The organism is Microcystis sp. LE19-8.1F, assembly GCF_027531715.1.
Classification (GTDB): Bacteria; Cyanobacteriota; Cyanobacteriia; order Cyanobacteriales; family Microcystaceae; genus Microcystis; species Microcystis wesenbergii_A.
In genome coordinates this window covers 32,693-53,393 of sequence record NZ_JAPZSO010000047.1, presented here as the reverse complement: position 1 = coordinate 53,393, position 20,701 = coordinate 32,693, and the positions used below count along the sequence as shown (strand labels likewise).

At 42.6% G+C, this 20,701-nt stretch carries 16 protein-coding genes and 3 pseudogenes; 7 read left to right on the top strand and 12 right to left on the bottom strand.

Going from position 1 to position 20,701, the window contains the following annotated elements:
• Positions 1-70 precede the first annotated feature (70 nt).
• Together O9334_RS05655 and cydB are read left to right on the top strand one after the other, a co-directional pair.
• Positions 71-1,498, top strand: a complete 1,428-nt coding sequence (locus O9334_RS05655; RefSeq protein WP_190380480.1) for a cytochrome ubiquinol oxidase subunit I — start codon at positions 71-73, stop codon at positions 1,496-1,498.
• 8 nt (positions 1,499-1,506) lie between these two features.
• Positions 1,507-2,520 (top strand): cytochrome d ubiquinol oxidase subunit II, encoded by a 1,014-nt coding sequence (cydB, locus tag O9334_RS05650; RefSeq protein WP_002792975.1) that lies wholly within the window; start codon positions 1,507-1,509, stop codon positions 2,518-2,520.
• An 85-nt stretch (positions 2,521-2,605) separates the two neighbouring features.
• Here cydB and O9334_RS05645 read toward each other — a convergent pair.
• Both O9334_RS05645 and O9334_RS05640 read right to left on the bottom strand, forming a co-directional pair.
• Positions 2,606-2,698 (bottom strand): annotated as a pseudogene (locus O9334_RS05645) (phosphoribosyltransferase); the annotation flags it as partial.
• Position 2,699: 1 nt separating this feature from the next.
• Positions 2,700-3,998 carry a Glu/Leu/Phe/Val family dehydrogenase gene (locus O9334_RS05640; protein WP_190380481.1) on the bottom strand — a complete coding sequence of 433 codons (1,299 nt, stop codon included), beginning with the start codon at positions 3,996-3,998 and terminating at the stop codon, positions 2,700-2,702.
• Positions 3,999-4,404: 406 nt separating this feature from the next.
• On the opposite strand from O9334_RS05640, the gene O9334_RS05635 reads away from it, so the two are divergent.
• Together O9334_RS05635 and O9334_RS05630 are read left to right on the top strand one after the other, a co-directional pair.
• Positions 4,405-6,048, top strand: coding sequence for a Ppx/GppA phosphatase family protein (locus O9334_RS05635; protein ID WP_287999652.1), 1,644 nt, complete (start codon positions 4,405-4,407; stop codon positions 6,046-6,048).
• Positions 6,049-6,368: 320 nt separating this feature from the next.
• Positions 6,369-8,018 carry an alpha/beta hydrolase gene (locus tag O9334_RS05630; RefSeq protein ID WP_045356024.1) on the top strand — a complete coding sequence of 550 codons (1,650 nt, stop codon included), beginning with the start codon at positions 6,369-6,371 and terminating at the stop codon, positions 8,016-8,018.
• A gap of 116 nt (positions 8,019-8,134) precedes the next feature.
• Here O9334_RS05630 and O9334_RS05625 read toward each other — a convergent pair whose 3' ends face one another.
• The gene (locus O9334_RS05625; RefSeq protein ID WP_002786666.1) at positions 8,135-8,425 is read right to left on the bottom strand and encodes a DUF3082 domain-containing protein; all 291 of its coding nucleotides are present in this window, start codon (positions 8,423-8,425) and stop codon (positions 8,135-8,137) included.
• Positions 8,426-8,491: 66 nt separating this feature from the next.
• Positions 8,492-9,499, bottom strand: coding sequence for a GspE/PulE/PilB domain-containing protein (locus O9334_RS05620; protein WP_287999651.1), 1,008 nt, complete (start codon positions 9,497-9,499; stop codon positions 8,492-8,494).
• Between the two features lie 265 nt (positions 9,500-9,764).
• Between O9334_RS05620 and O9334_RS05615 the strand changes: the two genes are divergently transcribed.
• On the top strand, positions 9,765-9,959 hold the full coding sequence (locus tag O9334_RS05615) for a hypothetical protein (RefSeq protein WP_287999650.1): 195 nt from the start codon (positions 9,765-9,767) through the stop codon (positions 9,957-9,959).
• A 26-nt stretch (positions 9,960-9,985) separates the two neighbouring features.
• On the opposite strand, the gene O9334_RS05610 is transcribed toward O9334_RS05615, so the two are convergent.
• Positions 9,986-10,402, bottom strand: coding sequence for a DUF1816 domain-containing protein (locus O9334_RS05610; protein ID WP_045356019.1), 417 nt, complete (start codon positions 10,400-10,402; stop codon positions 9,986-9,988).
• Positions 10,403-10,896: 494 nt separating this feature from the next.
• On the opposite strand from O9334_RS05610, the gene O9334_RS05605 reads away from it, so the two are divergent.
• Complete coding sequence (locus O9334_RS05605; RefSeq protein ID WP_045356018.1) at positions 10,897-12,009, top strand: sensor histidine kinase; 1,113 nt, start codon at positions 10,897-10,899, stop codon at positions 12,007-12,009.
• Positions 12,010-12,084: 75 nt separating this feature from the next.
• Here the strand turns inward: O9334_RS05605 and mutL are convergent, their stop codons facing one another.
• The 3 genes and pseudogenes from mutL to O9334_RS22810 form a co-directional block, all read right to left on the bottom strand.
• Positions 12,085-13,737 carry a DNA mismatch repair endonuclease MutL gene (mutL, locus tag O9334_RS05600; protein WP_045356017.1) on the bottom strand — a complete coding sequence of 551 codons (1,653 nt, stop codon included), beginning with the start codon at positions 13,735-13,737 and terminating at the stop codon, positions 12,085-12,087.
• A 12-nt stretch (positions 13,738-13,749) separates the two neighbouring features.
• Positions 13,750-13,887 (bottom strand): annotated as a pseudogene (locus O9334_RS05595) (element excision factor XisI family protein); the annotation flags it as partial.
• A gap of 411 nt (positions 13,888-14,298) precedes the next feature.
• A complete protein-coding gene (locus O9334_RS22810; protein WP_080754209.1) occupies positions 14,299-14,490 on the bottom strand; it encodes an element excision factor XisI family protein in 192 nt (63 codons plus the stop codon).
• Between the two features lie 200 nt (positions 14,491-14,690).
• Between O9334_RS22810 and O9334_RS22805 the strand changes: the two are divergent.
• Positions 14,691-16,383, top strand: a pseudogene (locus O9334_RS22805) (IS1634 family transposase).
• 225 nt (positions 16,384-16,608) lie between these two features.
• Here O9334_RS22805 and O9334_RS05570 read toward each other — a convergent pair.
• The 4 genes from O9334_RS05570 to O9334_RS05555 all read right to left on the bottom strand — a co-directional run bounded on the left by O9334_RS05570 (position 16,609) and on the right by O9334_RS05555 (position 20,689).
• Positions 16,609-16,980, bottom strand: a complete 372-nt coding sequence (locus O9334_RS05570; RefSeq protein ID WP_045356016.1) for a hypothetical protein — start codon at positions 16,978-16,980, stop codon at positions 16,609-16,611.
• A gap of 393 nt (positions 16,981-17,373) precedes the next feature.
• Positions 17,374-17,841, bottom strand: a complete 468-nt coding sequence (locus O9334_RS05565; RefSeq protein WP_045356015.1) for a nucleotide exchange factor GrpE — start codon at positions 17,839-17,841, stop codon at positions 17,374-17,376.
• Between the two features lie 2 nt (positions 17,842-17,843).
• Positions 17,844-18,230 (bottom strand): J domain-containing protein, encoded by a 387-nt coding sequence (locus tag O9334_RS05560; protein ID WP_238567709.1) that lies wholly within the window; start codon positions 18,228-18,230, stop codon positions 17,844-17,846.
• Positions 18,230-20,689 (bottom strand): tetratricopeptide repeat protein, encoded by a 2,460-nt coding sequence (locus tag O9334_RS05555; protein WP_287999648.1) that lies wholly within the window; start codon positions 20,687-20,689, stop codon positions 18,230-18,232. Before O9334_RS05555 ends, O9334_RS05560 begins: the two co-directional genes overlap by 1 nt.
• Positions 20,690-20,701 lie beyond the last annotated feature (12 nt).

The window sequence follows — 20,701 nt, the reverse complement described above, 5'->3', positions numbered from 1 at the left end:
TTTCAGGGTATTACTGGCTAAGTATTATAGGTGCTTATCATATTTTCACGATCGTTTAAAGATTATAATCATGGATTTACTTGCCAATCCCGTTGCTTTGTCGCGGATACAATTCGCCATCACCGCTATTTTCCACATGCTTTGGCCGGTGTTAACCACTGGTATGGGCATTTATCTAGTCATTGTCGAAGGATTATGGCTAAAAACCCGCAATCCTGACTACTATCATCACGCTCGCTTCTGGTCAAAACTCTACATTCTCAATTTCGGCATTGGAGTTGCTTCTGGTTTACCCATGGCCTTCCAGTTTGGCATGAATTGGGCGCCTTTTTCGGAAGCAGTGGGGGACTTTTTCGGAACTATCCTCGGTTTCGAGGGAACCATGGCCTTTATGCTAGAGGCTAGTTTTCTAGGAATTATGCTGTTTGGTTGGGGACGAGTTCCCCCTTTAATTCACTTCCTAGCGACAATTCTCGTCGCTTTCGGGGCTAATCTTTCCACTTTCTGGATTTTAACCGCTAATTCTTGGCTGCAAACCCCCGCCGGCGGCATCTTCGTGGATGGTAAATTTATCGTTCAGGATTACCTACAAGCGATTCTCAATCCCTTCATGGTTAATAGTTTCCTGCATATGTTTTTCGCTACTCTGGAAACTTCTCTTTTCGTCATTGGTGGTATTAGTGCTTGGTATTTGCTCAATAAACGTCACATTAGCTTTTTTAGTCGTTCTCTCAAAATTGTTCTTACTCTAGCGATTGTTATCGCCCCCTTGCAAATTTTTGTCGGTCATCTTAGTGCCGAACAAGTGTATCACTATCAACCGGCTAAATTAGCCGCCATGGAAGCGCAATGGGAAACCATTCCTGCGGGAGAAACTGCTGCTTGGAGTTTGGTCGCTTTACCCAAGGATAAAGCGGAGACAAATAGCTGGGAAGTGAAGATTCCTAATGCTTTGGGTTATCTTTTGGAGTTAAAACCCAAGTTATCGGAACCTGTTCTCGGCTTAAAAACGTGGAAATACGAAGACAGACCGCACATGGTGGGGCTAATCTATTATTCCTTCCGGATTATGGTCGCTATCGGTCTTTTTCTTGCTTCTTTAATGACTGTAACTGTCGGGCAATGGCTGCGCGGTCAACTGAGTAACGAAAAAATCGACAGTCAAAAATGGTTACTGCGCGCTTGGGTTTTTGCGGCCCCTCTGGGTTATCTTGCGGTTGAAACCGGTTGGATTGTCCGTTGTGTCGGTCGTCAACCCTGGACGGTTTACAATCAAATCCGGACAGTGGATGCTGCTTCTAAACTGCCCGCAGGCGAGATTTTAACCTCTTTAATCGGAATTACGGCGATTTATGTCGTTTTCTTGGTTTCTGCTCTCTATTTCGGTAGTCTTATTATCCGTCAGGGACCCAATCTTAACTTACCACTGCCGGGGACTCAACAGGAAAAAGTGACCTCACCAGAACTAAATCCTCGTTCCCTAGAAGCGCAACAATAGGAGGAACTATGGAACCGTTACAGTATTTTTTGCCACAAATTTGGTTTTTTATTCTGGGTTTATTCCTGTTTCTCTACGTCCTCCTCGATGGTTTTGACTTGGGGGTGGGAATTCTTTCCCTGACTTCCTCCTCCGAGAAGCGTCGCAGTATTTTAATGACCAGTTTGGGCAATGTTTGGGATGCTAACGAAACTTGGATTGTCTTGATGGGTGGTTCCCTGTTTGGGGCGTTTCCCCTAGCTTACGGGACAATTTTAAACGCTTTATACCTACCAGCAGTGATTATGGTGGTGGGGCTGTTATTTCGGGCTGTTTCCTTCGAGTTTCGTGAACATTCTCGTCGCAAGTTGTTCTGGAATTATGCCTTCGGACTCGGCAGTTTTTTGGCCGCTTTGGGGCAAGGATTCGCCCTCGGTGCGGTTTTTGAGGGCATTAAAGTGGATGAATTGGGTCATTTTGCCGGCGGCCCCTTTGATTGGTTAACATGGCGATCGATTCTAGTGTCTCTAACTTTAATCCAAGCTTATGTTTTAGTGGGTTCCACTTACCTAATTCTGAAAACTACAGGTAATTTACAGGAAGTTCACTATAAAACGGCAAAAATTGCCGCTATTACCACTTTTATCGGTGCTATCTTTATCACCATCAGTACGCCGCTGCTTTCTGACCATATCCGTCAGCGTTTATTTGACCCTCGACTAATTTACATTTTTATCCTCATCCCGATTTTAGCTGTGGTGTTACTGGGTTTGTTACTGCGGAGTTTGCAACTAAAGGAAGAAAACACCCCGATGGTCTGGACAGTATTGCTGTTTATGCTCTCTTTTATCGGTTTGGGATTGTTGATTTTTCCCGATATTATTCCCCCGTCCGTGACAATTTATCAAGCGGCAGCCGCCCCTAGTTCTTTGGTGTTTATGCTGACTTTTGTGGGGTTTTTAATCCCAATTTTACTGGCCTATACGGTTTATAATTACATCGTTTTTCGGGGTAAAATTACTGCTGAATCCTACGGAGAATAGATGACGTTGCCGATTTCAGATATCAATCTTCTTTGGTGGGATTTTTAAAACCTAGACCCAAACTAACGGGTGCAATTGGTACTGGTTTGTACCAGATCACCGCAGTTTTGATATTGGTAATCCCGTGTTTTTCCTGTAACAAAAGGGAGTTTTTTGGGAGAGTGATTCCCGAATCGACTTCAGGAATAACTCTTCCCATTGACGTAATAATCGCGGGTTCCCTTCGCATCTAGGGCTTCACCGAGACGAGTAATGGCCTGGGCGTAGGCGGCGTTACGCAGAGACGTATCGAACTCCTGGGCGAAAGACCAGACTTTTTCGGCTTCTGTCACCATTCTTTCTTTTAAGCGCTCATTTATCTCGTTTAATTGCCAATAAAGACCGCTGCGATTTTGCACCCATTCAAAATAACTCACCGTTACCCCACCGGCGTTAACCAGAATATCGGGGAAAACCAGAATCCCTTTTGAGTCTAAAATGCGATCGGCTTCTGAGGTAGTTGGACCATTGGCCACTTCAAAGATATATTTCGCCCGCACGCGATCGGCATTTTCGGCGGTAATTTGGTTTTCGAGGGCAGCCGGAATCAAAACATCCACATCTAGGGCTAATAATTGTTCATTAGTAATCGCCTCGTGTTCTACGATATTACACACGGTACCCTCACAGTAAATAGCAGTAATGCCGCGATGTTCCTGTTTATACTCACGAATGCTGGCAATATCTAGCCCTTTTTCCCGATAAATGCCGCCCTGGGAATCACTTACCGCCACCACCTGATAACCGGCTTTGGCGAGGAGGTCTGCCACTACGGCCCCGGCGTTACCGAACCCTTGGACGGCCACGGTAGTATTAGCCGGTTTTTTGTCTAATTTCGGCAAAAGAGAATGAATAACATGAAAAGCACCCGTTCCCGTCGCCGTATCGCGACCACGACTGCCTCCCATGGTTAAAGGTTTCCCCGTCACCACCGCCGGACTAATTTTACGCTGAATAATGCTGTACTGGTCCATCATCCAACCCATGATCATCTCGTTGGTATAGACATCGGGGGCAAGAATATCCACATCCGGACCGATAAAGTCGGCTATACCCTCGATATAGCCCCGGCTAAGGCGTTCTAACTCGGCTTTTGACAATTCTTTCGGATTGAGGGTAATACCGCCCTTAGCCCCACCAAAGGGCAAATCCAGCAGGGCGCATTTAAAGGTCATCCAAAAGGCTAGGGACTGTACCTCATCAATGCTGACGTTGGGATGATAGCGCACACCTCCCTTGCCAGGGCCGCGGGTGTCATCGTAGCGGACGCGGTAGCCTTGGAAGATTCTTAAAGTGCCGTTGTCCATACGGACGGGTATGGAGACGCTGAGACTAGCTTTGGGATATTTTAACCGCTCGATCGCATCATCGGAAATGGAGACATACTTAAGGGCCCGTTCTAGGCGACTGCTGGCATCGGTAAAGAGTGATTTCGACATGATTTTTTTCCCCCTATCTATCCCCATTAGAACATGGAAAAACAGTATATTTCACTACAGTTTATTTTTCTTAATTAGGAAGTTTCTCATAAAGATGAAGTATAATCGGAGCGGGCATCGATAAAGGACGAATGACCCCCCAAAGGGAAAACTTTGTACCTCATTATTCAGATAAATGCTAGATCAAGCTAAAATTGCGGGGCCGAGGCGGGCAATTAGAGGGATAATAAGACCAGTCCTAACCCCTATGCCCCGACTGGTAAGCTAAGACGTATTTAAACCGCTTATTCTTAGATTAGCCGAATCTCCCTCAATCCCTTTACTGTTGCCTTTTGCAAGAGTGCCTGTTGCCTCGTCTCAACAAGCAATTTAAATTACGAACAGCTTAACTGATCACTGATAAGCGATGGTGAATATTTCTAATCAAGTTACACCCAATCGGGGACTAGCGCCCCTTAGAAAAGCCTCCGATGCCCAAATCCTAGCGGCGATCGATATTGGTACGAATTCGGTTCACATGGTAGTAGTGAAAATTGAACCGTCTTTACCCGCTTTTACGATTATTGCCCGAGAAAAGGATACAGTCCGTCTGGGCGATCGAGATCGGAAAACCGGTAAATTAACCCTAGCGGCCATGGAAAGAGCGATCGCCGCTTTAAAACGCTGTCACGATCTAGCCATTAGTCTCCATGCGGATCAGATTATCGCCGTTGCCACCAGCGCCACCCGGGAAGCGGCCAATGGCGACGAATTTTTGGCTTTAATCGAGAAAGAAGTCGGTATTTCCGTAAATCTCATCTCTGGACAGGAGGAAGCGCGCCGGATTTATCTCGGTGTCGTCTCGGGGATGGATTTCCAAAATCAAGCCCATATTATTATCGATATCGGTGGTGGTTCCACGGAATTAATCTTAGCTGATAGTCAAGAAATTCGCTTTCTTGGTAGTACCAAAATCGGCGCGGTGCGTTTGACGCAAGATTTGATCACCACCGATCCCATTAGTCCCACAGAATTAGCCTATTTAAGGGCATACACCCGCGGAATGTTAGAGCGGGCAGTAGAGGAAATTAAACATCATTTACAGGTGGGAGAAGTGCCGCGTTTAGTGGGAACTTCTGGGACGATCGAAACTTTGATGACTATCCATGCTTTCGAGAAATTGGGGGAAATTCCTAATCCTTTAAATGGTTATCAATTAACCCGCAAAGATGTCAAAGAATTAGTCAAACGTTTCGCCGTTTTGGACTACCATCAAAGGCTGGCAATTCTGGGGATGTCCGATAAACGGGCCGAGATAATTCTAGCTGGTTCGATCGTGCTTTTGGAAGCGATGACCATGTTAGATGTTGATAAGTTAGTTCTCTGTGAAAGGGCCCTGCGAGAAGGGGTGATCGTCGATTGGATGCTGACGCACGGGTTAATTGATAATCGGTTACTTTATCAGAGTGAAATCCGTCAGCGCAGTGTCTTGAAAATAGCGAAAAAGTATCAAGTTAATTTAGAATCGGCCGAGAGGATAGCGACATTTTCCCTGTCTTTGTTCGAGCAAACGCAAGGACAATTACATTCTTGGAATCAGGAGGCTAAAGATCTATTATGGGCGGCGGCAATTTTACATAATAGTGGTTTATATGTTAGTCATGCTGCCCATCATAAACATTCCTATTATTTAATTCGCAATGGTGAACTGTTGGGCTATACGGAAATAGAGTTAGAAGTGATCGCTAATATCGCTCGTTATCACCGCAAAAGTAAACCGAAGAAAAGGCATGATGATTTTATAAAATTAACGGAATACTATCAGTATATGGTCAGACATTTAAGTGCTATACTGCGCTTGGCTGTGGCTTTAGATCGGCGACAAATAGGAGCGATTAAAAAGATTGAATGTAAGTACGATCCCGAATATAGGACACTACATCTGCATCTTTTTCCCAATAATGCTGAAGATGATTGTGCTTTAGAATTGTGGAGTTTAGACTATAAAAAACCTGTTTTTGAGGAAGAATTTGGGGTGAAAGTGGTGGCAACTTTGGCATTTTTACCCTGAAATAACGACCAGTGATCGGTTATCATTGACTAGCGCTGGTATTAAGTAGCTTGAAATCGGCAAGAGGTCTATTTTCCAGACTTGTTGCCTATTAAGTAGTCGTGGAAAATTAATTTCTTGGTTAGGATAGGCACTCATGCAAGAGGTAGTGAGATATGTGTAATTAATTTTGCCTAGGTACTTATTCTTGGTCAAGATTATCGACTGTGGTAAATCGATAATTTTTGTTGATAATCAAGCAGGAAAACCGTTAAAAACTGCCAGGTTACTGTTATAATCTAGAAGGAATAGGAACGCAGGAAGAAAAGGAGCAGAAAAACTTGTTGCAATTAGCTAAAATCGGTCGCTTGATCGCTCTGGGTTGCTTGGGAACAATACTGACTAGCTTTCCTGTCCTCTCGGCCGAGAGAATCACTTTTATCTTAGCGCCCTTTAGTCGAACCCTAGAAATTAGTTCCCTAGAAAACTTTGCCAAGACTGGCAGAATTGACGCTAATCTAAGACAATATTTAGGTAATACAACCGCCGAACAACAAAAAGAATTTCGCCAAGCTTTAACCACAAGTAAAGAAGTTAATCCCGTCCTGATCTCGCGCTTTTTTAACACCACAATGGGGGAAGATATACTAACCCTTTTAGGGGAACTGATCACCATTCAAGGGGGTATTAATGGTAAATTTGCCCTGCGTTCTGCCCTAGTTAAATCAGCCTTTGAACCGGGAGGGGTAACTATTCTTAACCTGCTGGGTAATCTGCCCACTAATATGCAGATTGATGTGACAAGAGTGGAAAGATTAGCCCGGGCGATCGATATCGTCCTGAAAGCCACCAGAGTATTTACGGAAAAGGTGGCGCAATTATCCTTAGAAGAAGCTAAAAAGGCCGGTGAAATTAATTTTACCGCCATGACCGACCCCCGACAACCAGGACCCCAACAAGTGGAACAGATGCGGCTGGATTTAACCGATAGCCGTCGTCAGAGGGAACTTTATCTAATCATTGTCAAACCCAAGGGGCAATTAACCCAGAAAACCCCCATTATCGTCTTTTCCCATGGTTTAGCTTCCCGTCCTGAAGATTTTGTCCGACAAGCGGAACACTTGGCTAGTTACGGTTATCTCGTCGCCATGCCCCAACACCCCGGCAGTGATACCCTACAGGTGCAGAATCTGCTCGCCGGTTTATCGCGGAAGGTTTTTGATACCAACGAATTTGTCAATCGTCCATTGGACATATCTTTTGTGATCGATGAATTGCAAAGACGCAACGCTAGGGAATTTCAAGGGCAATTAGATGTAGATAATGTGGGAGTTGGTGGACATTCCTTCGGCGGTTATACGGCCTTAGCCGTGGGTGGGGCGACGATCAATTTCGAGAATTTACAACGGGACTGCCAAAGAAGATTGGCTTTTCTCAATGTCTCCCTCTTGCTGCAGTGTCGTGCTTTGGATTTACCCCGGGAAGAATACAACTTTCGCGATCCGAGAATAAAAGCGATTTTTACGGTTAATCCGTTTAATTGGAGTATTTTCGGGGCTAAAGGACTAGCTAAGATCGAAATTCCCACTTTTGTAGCGGCAGGAACCTACGATCCCGCTACTCCCGCTATTTTTGAACAGGTGCGCTCTTTTCCCCTGCTCAATACCGAAAATAAATATTTAGCTCTGATTGAAGGTCAAGCTCACGTCGATTTTTCGGTACTAGACGCGGGAATTAACGAAGCGATCGAATCCGTAGCCGATCTTACCCTGCCAGCACCCTATCTGATCGATAGTTACGCCCATTCCCTATCTTTGGCCTTTTTTGAGGTGTATATTCGCAAAAACCCCAGCTATAAACCTTTTTTACAGGCGGCCTATTCCCAATATCTCAGTCAAGGCCAAGAGTTTAGATGTTTTCTGATTACCCGCGCCTCCTCGGCCGCTTTAGAACAACTCATCGAAGATTTTATGGCTCAAAAGGTCCGTTAATCAGTTATCAGTTATCAGTTATCAGTTATCAGTTATCAGTGTTCAGTTAACTGATAACTGAAAAAAATTACCACCTCCTAGTCCCAATTCATAATTCATAATTCATAATTCATAATTTATGTTTGTTGAGGGCGTTTAAGTAGTAATTGGATAGCCAAAAGAATTAAACCAATGGTGACAAAAGCAAAAATAAAGGTTCCTAGAGAAGCTAAACCAAAAACTAAAGTGCGGACAGCACTGCCAATTCTCAAGGCGATCGGACTGTGAGCAACCATCGGTTTTGAGTAAAAAGAATGACCGATCGCTGCCGTGAGATAATAGAGAATTGTCCCCAATGCTGCCGAAATTGCCGCGCCAACTAAACAGCGAGTAGGAGTAACTTTTTTGGTTTCTAATTCTGTGGTCATTACTTTTTAGTCCTCAAATATTGCCCAGGTTAAATTTTAATTCTGTTTCCCCAGCATTTTACCTGACTAGGACCAAGGATCGGGGACGGAAGGAAAAGAGGTATTGACTTCGAGAGAGAAAGGATCGTCTAAATCCGAGGAGACGATCGATCCTTGATTCGGGTCTATTTCTTGTTTTAACTGTTCCCAATCACCGGGGTCGGTTAACTCCTCATAAACAGGATCATCGGCAACGATCGTTTCTTTGTCCGATGACTGGTCTCGCGGAGGAAGGACTGGATTAGTCAAATCAGGCAACTCCTGGTCGAGAATAGTCGGACTTGCGCTCTCAGGGGAAGCTTTGGGCGAATTTAGGTTAATTTCCCGCTTTAGTGACTGTAATTCACGATTGAGAGCCTGTAATAGCTGCTCGATCGCCTCGATTCTCCCGAAAACATCCCAGGTAATCTCGGGGTTGAGATGGGGGAGAGATTGGGCATCTTCAAAAATGTCGCTTGTGTCAACTATGGCCTCTAGATCTTGTTCTTGGGGAAGACAATGGCCAGATAGGGCTTCTTCTTGGCGAGAATGATAGATTTCGACCAATTTCTGGTAATCTGCCCGATCAATGACACGACGTTCAAACTGCAATTCTTGATCCCGGAGGATACGACGTAAATCATCGAGAATTTCCTGATTAGCGGGATCCACCATGGCTAGGTGAAGGACATGGGGAGGGGATTTCTGTTTTTGTAGGGGCAGGATCTGATAACGACGGCAAATTTCAAAGGGGAGGACTTGACGAAACAGATTCTCGATTTCTGTCCAGTCGATCGTCTCACTTTCAGGGTCAAGATATTCTACCCCATACTTGGCTTTTAATTTTGACAGTTGTTGGAGTCGGTAGTATGCCAGTGCTTCTTTGGGTAAAGGACGACCGGTAATCAGGGGTAAAATTTCGATTAGAGGTAGATGACTTTTCTGCTTTTCGATCATTGCCTTTTGTAGTTGCCCGATAGTGATATAACCCGATTGCACTAACTTTTGGGCAAAGGAAGGCAGCTTGGTCTGGGGTTTCTCGTTTGCTGATGACATGGAATAGAACCAGTTAAGACTGTACAGCCGACTACATTACTTATTATGCCCATTTTCTCAGCGCAGCTAACAGGCAGGCGATTTTTTTATTGATAGTGAACAATCATTCATTATATATTAATAAATATAAATAAATATGAAGTAATTTAAGTTTCAAGAAGAATGAACCCGATCTTTTTTACGATGGGGGTAAAACTGATTTTCAATTTCTCAGGTGGAAAGATGAATCCAGATTAAGCTATCTCAACGATAAGAGGACAAGCCAATGTTTGAAGATTTTACCTATATTACCGATGAGGCTTTTTTAGAGAATTATTGGTGGGAAGAACAAATTATCTGTCCCCACTGCCAAGGCAAAGGAAGAATCTATCTAGAGACGGAGAATGAATCCGTCCCCTGTAAATTCTGTGAAGGTAAAGGCATTGTTAAACAAAAAAAAGAGGAAACTAACTATTGCTAAAAATCTGTATAATTAGATACCATAAATTAAAAATCTTCTTGAGTTAAAACCTCTGGCTGACATTGTTTAATTTCGCTGTTAATTCCCACAGCAGATTCCGATTGTAGGTCTTCGATATAACCGGATTGATGGGATAAAGCTTCCGAAAAACTCTCAAAAGGGCCGAAATAATAGAGACATTTCGGCTGACTGGTGATGATCTCTACCCACCAGGGTGGGGGGGGTGAACTAGGCTTGATCGAGACAGTTTCTGGGTCAATAGGCCTTATACTGAGAATCTTGGCACCTTGGCGCAGGAGGCGCTGTGTTTCTTGACTCATGCGGCTTTTAGGTACTCGCAGGACTGTCCGGGAGAAGCGTTGAGGCAAAGAGCCAGAAGAACCGGAAAAAACAACTTCATAGAGAAATATTTGATTCTCTCCCTGATTATTAGCCTCTAGCATACAGAAAAGATTCTCTTTTGGGGGTAAGGGTTAAAAAAACAGACGCTACTTTGAGCAGATGACTCAAGCAAAATCATCTCCTAACAGAGTAGCGCCTCTTGATACCATAGCATAGAGCGGCAAAAAGTTAGGTTTTGAGATAAGCTGCCCGCGCATTTAAATTGCTTGTTGAGACGAGGCAAGAGGCACTCTTGCAAGAGGCAACAGTAAAGGGATTGGGGGAGATTCGGCTAATCTTAAGAATAAGCGCTTTAAATGCGTCTTAGCTTACTCTCCCCTCACGGCATAGCTTGACGGGAGATTGTTAGACAGCAAGAACCCGATAGAGTCCTTTATTCAAGATGCTGTAGCCGAATATATAGCAGTTATCTTAATGGTGAGGTACAAAGTTTTTGTTTTGGGGAGTCGGTCGTCGATACCAAATCCTGTTATACTTCATCTTTATGAAAAACACTGTCAATAACATTGACGACAAATAGAGTTTTTTAACAAATATGCAGCCACCAAAATTAAGCTTAGGAACCAGATTATTTTTATCCCATCTCCTCGTTATGGTGGTGGGATTGAGTAGCTTTATTATCATTGCTAAATTATCCTCTCCGCGAATGTTTGTTTTGCGTTTGGAACAGTTAGAAAGGCAGGGATTTTTTACTGTGCGCTCGGCGAGAACTTTCTTGGTTAGGGGTTTTGAGACAGCTTGGGATAGTAGTGCTGTTTGGTCATTCATTGCCGGAGGAAGTACGGCTGGTTATCTGAGTTTTTTGGTTTCTCAACGCATTATGAAACCGGTAAAACAAATGAAACAAATCACTAAAAATTTTGCTGAAGGGGATTTATCGGCGCGAGTTCCAGAAAGCGAAATCCCCGAATTAAATCAATTAGCCATCAGTTTTAATCAGATGGCGATTAGTTTAGCCGATGTGGAAAAACGGCGCCAGGAATTAATCGGTGATCTTACCCACGAATTACGCACCCCTTTAACTGTGGTGCGGGGATATTTAGAAGAATTAGCCGATGGTGCGATCGAACCTAATCCAGAACTTTATCAGAAATTAGTGAAAGAAACCCGCAGGTTAGAACGTTTAACCCACGATCTACAGGAGCTATCGCGAGCGGAATCTGGTTATCTCTCGATTAAACTGCAACCTGTTAATTTATTACCTTTGTTAACTTCTCTCATCGAAAAATTTGCCGATCAATTATTAGAAGATGGACCGAATTTACAGTTAGATTGTCCCCCCAATTTACCAGCTGTAATGGCCGATCCCGATCGCCTCGAACAAATCTTAGTTAATCTGCTCGGTAATGCCATTCGTTACACCGATAATGGTGCAATTACCCTGCAAGTGACAAGGGACAAAAACCACCTACAAATTGCCGTTATCGATACAGGAATCGGCATCGCAGCAGCGGATTTACCCTTTATTTTCGAGCGCTTTTGGCGGGCCGATCGTTCTCGTTCCCGTTATTCTGGGGGTAGTGGTATTGGTTTAGCGATTACCCGTCGTTTAGTGGAATTACACCAAAGTCAAATCGAGGTAGAAAGTGAATTAGGTAAAGGCAGCACTTTTCGTTTTTCCCTAGCCATATCTGCCAATTTTCAGTGAACAGTGAACAGTAAACAGTAATCAGTGAACTGAAAACTAACATCTGATAACTGATAACTGATAACTGATAACTGATTAAATGCCGTGACTTTTGCCGATTACCCAATGACGACGGAAGAAGCGAGCGAGCGAGGTTTCTTCTAAGGATAAGTAAATCGGTCTTCCGTGGGGACAGGTGCGGGGATTACGGGTATTTTGCCAATCATCGAGTAAATTCTGCATTTCTTCTAAACTCAAAGCTGTACCGTTGCGGATCGCACTCCGGCAAGCGGTGGCAACCTGAGCGGCTTGTAAATCCCCCCCTAAACTTAATTCTAGTAAAGCATCAGCCCGATCCTTGCGTTCTTTTAGGAGAACAGGAATACTACGAATTGCCCAAGAGCGATCGCCAAAACTAGCAACTTCTAGTCCTAAACGTTGTAATTGTTCGATTTGTCGAGTAGTTAACTGATTTAAGATGATCGGAGTATCTAACGGCACGATTTCCCAGTTATCCTCTAAACGTTCGTACAAAACCCGCTCATGGGCAATATGTTGTTCCACTAACCATAATCCGTTAGGATGTTCGGCAACTATATAAGTTTGGTGAATTTGGGCTAATGCCTTTAATTCCAGCCGATTTTTCGGGGATTTCTCCCCTATTATATAAGTGCTTTTTTCTTCGGCAGCCTTGAGAATTTGACTGACGCGCTGATTTTGCGCTTTTTCGGGTATATGTTCGGGATTTAGTCCTAAAGCCTTGTCTATGGCTGCAATTATCTGTTCTTGCCAAAAAATGAGGTTATGCAGGTATATTTCCGCTTTGGCTGGGTGACGATTCCAATCGATCGAACGAGGGTTAAGATCTAGATGGAGAAAACAAACGGGATAGCGATCCTTAGGAACTGTGCGGGCGAAAGCTTGAAATATTGCCTGTTCTAACTCCGATGAGCGCACCATTCGTCCATTAACAGCAATTCTAACCCAATCCGGCTGATGGCGAGAAATGCGATCGGGCAAACCGATGACTAATTCAATTTGAGCCGATTCTGCGTCAGGAGTCGTTAAGTCAAGGTTTAGCGATGCTAAATCGTTAAAATGCAGAGATTTAACTAATTGCGGTAATATTTGACTGGCATCCTTACCCGGACTAATGCGTAACCAATCTTGATGATCTTGGAAAACCTGCCAAGTAATGTGGGGATGACAGAGAGCAAAATTATGAATTAAAGTCTGTATATCCTTTAATTGTTTGTTAATTGACGGTAAAGCTTGACGACGCACGGGAAAGTTACCAAAGAGATTCTCTACCGTGACGATAGTGCCGATAGCTATAGGAATCGTTTCTAAATTATCTGGCTCGCCTTGGTGATTGTAAAGACAATAACAACCCAAATCATCGTCATGGCGACTGGCAACCCGCAGACGCGCCACCTGTGCGATACTGTGCAAAGCTTCGCCACGGAATCCGAGACTGGTAATCTGCCAAAGATCGTCCCGTTGGCGGATTTTGCTGGTACTGTGGGCATAGCTACACAGTTGCAAATCTTCTCTAGACATTCCCCTACCGTTATCCGATACTTGTATTCGCCAGTTTTGGGGAGATATATCGATGGTAATCCTATCTGCCCCTGCATCAATGGCATTTTCGACTAATTCTCGCACCACAGCACCTAAAGAGTCGATTACCTCTCCTGCGGCAATTAAGTCGATTACGTCTTGGGGTAAAACTTGTATGGGCAAGGTCATCAATTAATGGTTTTAGCCAAGGGCAAACTCGCTATATTGTCGCACAGGAGACCCATGGTAAGCTAAAACGATGTCTTGTTTGGGAACTCCCCTAGCTACCAATTTATCTGCGATCGCTGCTTCCGTGCCGTCGTGCTGCACCCAAATTTTATTATTATAACGCGATGTGCAACTAAAAACCACAGAATCAGGATTCCAGAGGATACTTTATCTCTGCTGATTTCTGAAAACCTTGTAAATCAAGACTGAAAATATAGTTGCACACGGGGTATTATACTAAATCCGGTTATTAAAAACTGATTATTTATTTCCCCTACCCCCCCCATCCCCCCGACATCGGGGGGGTGGGGGGTTGGGGGGGTTGCCTTTTGCCTCTCCTCTATAAGTAGCCTATACTCAACGGATTTAGTATTAGACCTCTTGCATAATTAATTTTTGATGGTTCAAAAACGGCAAAAATAAGGATTAAATGGCATAAAATCTGTAAATATACCATTTCTTTAATTATTATTCATTCTTAATTCTCCTGACTCGGAGACTACTGGCTACTGACTCCTAACCCTAACAACAATTTTTGATTTTTACAAGAGGTATATTGATAATATCAACGTGAATTATACAGCCATAAATGCGCTTGATGCTGTCCCTAAAACCCAGATTAAGCAAAAGATAACGAGCCTGTTTGGTGTCAAAAACTGTTTCGGTTTTTACGGGATCACTAGGCGCTAGTTTACCATAGACAAATCTTCTGATTTTATTGCATTAAACTCTCGTGTAGTTGTTAATTGATAGCGCAAAATTGTATACCTGAACTTCCACCATACATATCTACTACAAGAGCCGAAAACCCTTATCCATCAATGGATGCACCCGTTAACTTTTCTTAATGTACCCAGGTAATTTGTAACATTTCTTAATGGACAAAATTCTCTCTATTTGCTAGAATGGTAGTCATGTATATAGAAAAAGTTCCTAACCGTAATTCCCCCCCCCGCCGTTCTTCGACCTGATTCTTACCGAGAAGGAGATCGAGTCAAAAAAAGAACCCTTGCCAACGGCTCCGCTGAGCGTTCGACAAAAGCTCACGCGGCGGTTCGGCGGTTCGGCGGTTCGGCGGTTCGGCGGTTCGGCTGATCTCACCGTCCGCTCGACTGAGCGTTCGACAAAAGCTCACGCCGAAGTCTCGCCGAACGTCCGAAGTCTCGCCGAACGCCCTCTCAAAATTACCCGATGATATTATCGACAATTTGAAACTGGCTCTCAAAGGGGCAAAAGTTTCAATGACTGAAGGCATTCCCGCTCATTTTGAAGTGATTAGAAGTCTTCCTCATGGTCATGTAATGGCTATTTTAGAGACGATTAAAAAATTAGGTTTAGATAGAATAATCAGTGAAAAATCCTCGGCTCGGCTGAGATCGCCGAACGCCTGGAATCAGAAACTTAGTGGTGGCGATGATTGTGGCAAGAATCATCAATCCTAAATCGAAATTAGCCACAGCGAGAGGATTTAATGGCGAGACTGGCAGCCAGAGTTTAGGACAATTATTAGACTTAGAGAAAGCCGATGAAGACGAATTATATAACGCCCTAGATTGGTTATTAGAAAAACAAGAGAAACTTGAGAAGCAACTAGCACTGAAACAATTAGAATCAGGAACATTAGTCTTGTCTGATGTCACTTCCACCTACCTAGAAGGAAATGGCTGTGAACTGGTCAAATATGGTGATAATCGAGATAAAAAGAAAGGGAAAACTCAGATAGTTTTTGGTTTGCTATGTTCAGCTAAGGGTTGTCCGATAGCGGTAGAAGTCTTTGAAGGAAATACCTCAGACAGTGCTACTTTAGCCAGACAAATCGAGAAAGTCAGAAAGGGTTGGGGGATTGAGAATATCGTCTGGGTAAGTGATAGAGGGATTTTAACTAACTCAAAAATCAAGGAATTAGTAAAACCGATAGAAGGATTAGACTATATTACCAGTTTAACTAAGCCTCAAATTCGGAAACTGGCTGAAGTAGAAGTGATTCAATTAGGATTATTTGAGCAGGTAAACTTAGTGGAATTCGAGAGTGAAGATTATCCAGACGAAAGATTAATTGCTTGTCGAAATCCGTTGATAGCTCAGAAAAATCAACAATAAAGAGAGGCATTATTAGAAGCAACAGAGAAGGAATTGGATTTGATTGTTCAAGCGACTCAAAGGGAGACAAGAGCTTTAAAAGGTCAAGATAAGATAGCTTTGAGAGTGGGCAAGGTTATTAATCGGTTTAAAGTCAATAAATACTATAACTTAGAGATAAGGTCAGAAAGTTTTTCCTATCAGCGTAAGCTGGAATTAATCGCTTAAAACAGTCCTTGGCTCCTTGATTATTTGAGGATGAAGAAATTGATGATAGTTCCGTTGATGTGATTAAAGCGAGTCGCAGTGAATCGGTGCAATCTAAAGAGAGAAAAAAACGGAATCAAGAGAATTTTCCCGTGCATAGTTTTCGGACTTTGTTGGAAGACCTGGGGACAATTTGCTTGAATACAGTAGAATGTACGATTAGAGAGGGAAGTTATCGTTTTTCTAAGATAACTCGACCGAATGAACTACAACAATCATGCGTTAGATTTATTGGGGGTTTCTTTAATTTGTACCCAGTAACGGGGCAGCAGAAATTCTCTTAATCCCTCCTACAGCAGATGTTATGGCCTTTTGTCAACGGGGAAGTCCAGGTATAACTAGGGTTTGCTGAATAACGATGAAAAAACCCGGTGAAACCGGGTTGCACTAGCTTGGAGTCTGTATAGTCAACTGATAAAGCAGTTGAAAACTTGAATAAATGTAAATAGAAAAAAGGTAAGCAATTCCACTCTAAGAAAATCAAATTTAATGAACTACCCCGCAAGTTAAGGGGCAAGAAGCATAAACAGCTTGATGAGAGGTTTTTACCTCACCGTGTAACCAGTGTAACCAGCTAACTTCGTGGGGATGAACACCTTTTGCTGTTAATAAAGCGGCACTAATTAGGATAGCTAAAATATTGATACCAATAATCATCCCCGCAACTAAAAGCACGGAACTAATCGGTAAAACTGACTGTAAGATAATCGCCGACAATGATCCCACTGTCATCATTAATACTACTAAAGGAAATCCCACTACTAATAAACAGACAGTGAGGACGAAACTCCAGAGGAGAAAGCTTTTTAGCATTGCTAAAGAAACGTAGCCCCAATTATTTCTTGCGGTTAATTGCATCTTCCTGACCTCTTACAAACTTGGTGGTCTAACTTTTCTGCACGTCGGCTCAAAGTTGATGAAAACCAGTATAGGGAAAACACCGAAGAAGATGAGCTATTCGCAATATAAATTTACAATCATCGCTGATCATCTATGTTATATGTATCGAACTATTACAAGAATCGGCGAGAGGTATCGAAAACTTTACAATCGGTTTCTCTTGATCCCCAATGCAGTTTACTGCTGAAATCCTTGATCCCCGTCGATAATCCTTTCTTGTGTCCCTGTCCTCAGATTTTTCCTCGTCTCGTTGTAACAAATATTTACAAGTACCTCTAGAATTCTCAGGAAATAGGTGGACGGGATCGCCAGAAGGCCAGAGTTGGGAGTGGGAAGTGGCAAGGGGGTTATCTATTCTTGTTTAGATGTAATAACCTCCATCGGTCTGAGTAATTTATCCTCGATAGTAAATCCCTGCCTGACTATTTTTGTGATCGTCTGTTCTGCCAAATCGGGGCGTATTTCTCGCTCGACCACCTGACAGATAGTAAAATCTGGCTGATCAGCGGACAGTTCTATTTTCAGCACCTGACGTTTTTCTAGAATACTTAATAATTTTGTCTGTACACTTTTTAAAGATTTCGGTAATCTTTTCCAGACTCGATCATCTGGTTCGTGTCGATATTCTAAAAAATTTAATAACGATTCGAGGGTATCAAATACCTCTAATAGTTCTAAAAAAATCTGTTCTTTTTCCGAGCGATTGTTCTCTCCTTGCTGCCGTAAAGCTTGTTTTAAACTTGCCTCCTCTTTGGTTAAATTTATAATTAGGCTTAATAATTTGTTTCTATCTTCTTCGCTAATTTTGTAATTATTCATCCTTATTCCTCCAAAAAATTAAGGTCTTTGAGTATCGATGAAGCCAGTTCGCCAGCAACTTTTTTAAGTTGTTCTTGATCGTAATTATTAATATCATCCATGGTATTTAAGATTTCTAAAGATGGTAAAGGTTCAGACAATTCCGAGAAAGACATGGTTTTCAAGCGTTGAACCAGAGGGAGATGAGGACGTAAATAATCCGCAACTATCCTATCTTGAGGATTCATTAATATCTTACGCGCTTTAGCTATGCTATCCATAGAATAGCTACGGCGTTTCATAGCTAGACCGAAAGCTTTAGTGATTTCGGCAGTGGAAGCGGCCGGAGAAATTTCTAGAATATCGTAAGGATTACTATCTAAATTATCGTACATTAATCTAACTCCCATTAAATAATATGAAATAGTTTATATACTTCTCGAAACTCTGGATCGTTGGGGCATAATTCGTAAGCCGATCTAACAAGTTCTATTAGTAATTCTGGGGGTAATTTTTGATAATTTTCTCTTAAAAGATTGAGACAGAATTGGGCGGTAAGGTGACGGAGTTTTTGTGATCTCGATCGTTTCGCCTTTTTGATCGCCTCGGAAAATTGATTGCGATCCATCAATCGCCCTACTTCCCTTACGTCTTTTCTAAAAATAATCTCCTCGATCAATTCGTTTAGTATCGCATTATTGTAATCTATCTGTTTTAATTTCTCCAGTTCGCTTAAAGCTTTGGAATCGTCTATCTTTTGCTCATCCAATCTCCTGACTATTTCCAAGGCTTTATCTCGGACGTAATACATTTTCGAGTTAGTAGTTTGTACTAACTCGTACCAATTTCTATTCATCCTTAATAGATTCTCGAAACCCTCAATCTCCTCCTGTAATTCTAGGTAAAGTCGATCGATCTCCTCAATCCATTCTGGGTGATTTTTAAGGGCTGGTTTTGCCTCTTTTAAAGGATTCTCGGCTTTTTGCCACTGTTTCTGTTGTAGATAATGACAACCTTGGTGGAATGATACAAAAGTATTAGCTATCTGTTCGAGAGTAGATTGGCAGGTTAGGGGTTTTAACGCGACTCCGCGAACCCGATCCCCCTGCAAACAGGCAGCCACCGATTCCCCCCAACGGGTATAGAGAGTCGCCCAGAATTGATCGGGCAGTTTAACAGTATTTCTATCAGGGTGAGTCCGATACAACCCAGGTAGGATGGTTAACCCTTCGATATGGATTCCCTCTACAGGATTATCGCGTAATAACCCTAGGGCGACAGTATCGCGACGGTAAAGATCGCGAAGTTGCAGGTAGTAATTTAGGTCTTCTTTGGTTCGATCGATCAGATCCTCAAGTATTCGGGTTAATTGTGCTTCTAAGTCCCTTATATCACCGTCATCGATAACTTTCCAAACCATATTCCTGATACTGGTGTTGAGATTTAAATTCGCCGTAGCGGATAACCAGACGGGTATTAATTTCTCTAGGGTAGCGGGATTTTCTACCGATCGATAATAAAGGGCGATTGCCAAATTGTGCAATGATTCCAGATTGCGTTTTCTTTCCCATTCCCTCTCGGCGTTGATAAGGATTTTTTCTCGATCCTGAGACATCCAGAGTTGATGGGCTATCCGGGAGACGATATGATTGCTTAAGTTCTGGCTAACTTGAGGGTCATCGCCGAATTTCTCTAAAAACACCTCGCTTTTCGAGCGGGCTAATTCTAGGTTTTCTTCTTGAATTAGTTCTTGTATTTCCTGCTGTAGAGTTAATTTTTCCCTTTGGCTATATCGGGTGAGCAGCTCTATCTGTTCTTTAATTTCCGGTCGATCGATCTTTTTCCATTCCCGACGCGCTTTCCTCCATTCCTTTAATCTCGCATAACCGTAACCCCGTAAGTAGATCGATTCCCTATCTTCGATTCCCTCTAATTGTTCTATTCCCTCCCGATAGTTCCCCGCTTTAATATTCGTCATGCCTAATCGCCGGTTTATATCGATTAATTCGGGTGTCATGAGTAGGGCTTTTCGATAGTTATCTATCGCCTTGTTTAGATCGCCGTTTTTTTCGGCAGCCACTCCCTGTTCAAAATAATTGAAGCCGATCGTTATCTGTTCTACCTTAGTTAATAGGTTTTTAACGTCCAGTCGCTGGAAATCTGCTAGGGCTTGATTTATTAATTCTCTCGATTGTTTTAGTTCTCCCTGTCGGGCTAATTCCTGGGCTTTTTTAAGTCTTACTTGACAGATATTTTCTGGCTCTACCTGTAATTGACATTTCTGGATTTCTAAACCGATTCGGTGATGGGAATAAAGAGCCTGTGCGCTTTCCAGTACATCTAAAGCCTTCTTAAAATATCCCCGATTTCCCAACTCCTTACCCTGTTTAAAAAAATCCAGAAATTTTTTTCTTTTTTCTAATTCTTGTTCAAGATTTTTCTCTAAACATCTTAACTGAGGATCATTAATTAATTTGTTAGCCTCTTGGTAGAATTTTAAAGCCTCCGATAACTTTCCTTTCTCGAAAGGGTTTCCCGTATCCTCAGCCTGTAATTTTCTCGCTTTATACTCTAGTTCTCTACCCTTTTTTCTTTCTTCTATTCGTCCATAAAAAACCAAGAAAATCAAAACAAATGTAGTGATAGAAAAATAAGTGATAAAATTCTCATCTAAAGCCAGCCAATTTTTGAGGAAAAAGAGGATATATATAATGACAATTCCGCCACCAAAGCCAGTTAATATTTCTAATTTTCTTGACCAATAGTTATTGTCCTTATTAGGAGGAAACCCTAAAAAAACAGCCTTTAAACTAATGGCGAGAAAAAAAGCTAAAACAAATCCAATAGCATAGCCCAAGAAAACTAACATAATATTCGTACT

Coding starts and splice junctions, on each gene's coding strand:
- O9334_RS05655 (WP_190380480.1), top strand. CDS start 71: ATGGATTTACTTGCCAATCCCGTTGCTTTGTCGCGGATACAATTCGCC.
- cydB (WP_002792975.1), top strand. CDS start 1,507: ATGGAACCGTTACAGTATTTTTTGCCACAAATTTGGTTTTTTATTCTG.
- O9334_RS05640 (WP_190380481.1), bottom strand. CDS start 3,998: ATGTCGAAATCACTCTTTACCGATGCCAGCAGTCGCCTAGAACGGGCC.
- O9334_RS05635 (WP_287999652.1), top strand. CDS start 4,405: ATGGTGAATATTTCTAATCAAGTTACACCCAATCGGGGACTAGCGCCC.
- O9334_RS05625 (WP_002786666.1), bottom strand. CDS start 8,425: ATGACCACAGAATTAGAAACCAAAAAAGTTACTCCTACTCGCTGTTTA.
- O9334_RS05620 (WP_287999651.1), bottom strand. CDS start 9,499: ATGTCATCAGCAAACGAGAAACCCCAGACCAAGCTGCCTTCCTTTGCC.
- O9334_RS05615 (WP_287999650.1), top strand. CDS start 9,765: ATGTTTGAAGATTTTACCTATATTACCGATGAGGCTTTTTTAGAGAAT.
- O9334_RS05610 (WP_045356019.1), bottom strand. CDS start 10,402: ATGCTAGAGGCTAATAATCAGGGAGAGAATCAAATATTTCTCTATGAA.
- O9334_RS05605 (WP_045356018.1), top strand. CDS start 10,897: ATGCAGCCACCAAAATTAAGCTTAGGAACCAGATTATTTTTATCCCAT.
- mutL (WP_045356017.1), bottom strand. CDS start 13,737: ATGACCTTGCCCATACAAGTTTTACCCCAAGACGTAATCGACTTAATT.
- O9334_RS05570 (WP_045356016.1), bottom strand. CDS start 16,980: ATGCAATTAACCGCAAGAAATAATTGGGGCTACGTTTCTTTAGCAATG.
- O9334_RS05565 (WP_045356015.1), bottom strand. CDS start 17,841: ATGAATAATTACAAAATTAGCGAAGAAGATAGAAACAAATTATTAAGC.
- O9334_RS05560 (WP_238567709.1), bottom strand. CDS start 18,230: ATGGGAGTTAGATTAATGTACGATAATTTAGATAGTAATCCTTACGAT.
- O9334_RS05555 (WP_287999648.1), bottom strand. CDS start 20,689: ATGTTAGTTTTCTTGGGCTATGCTATTGGATTTGTTTTAGCTTTTTTT.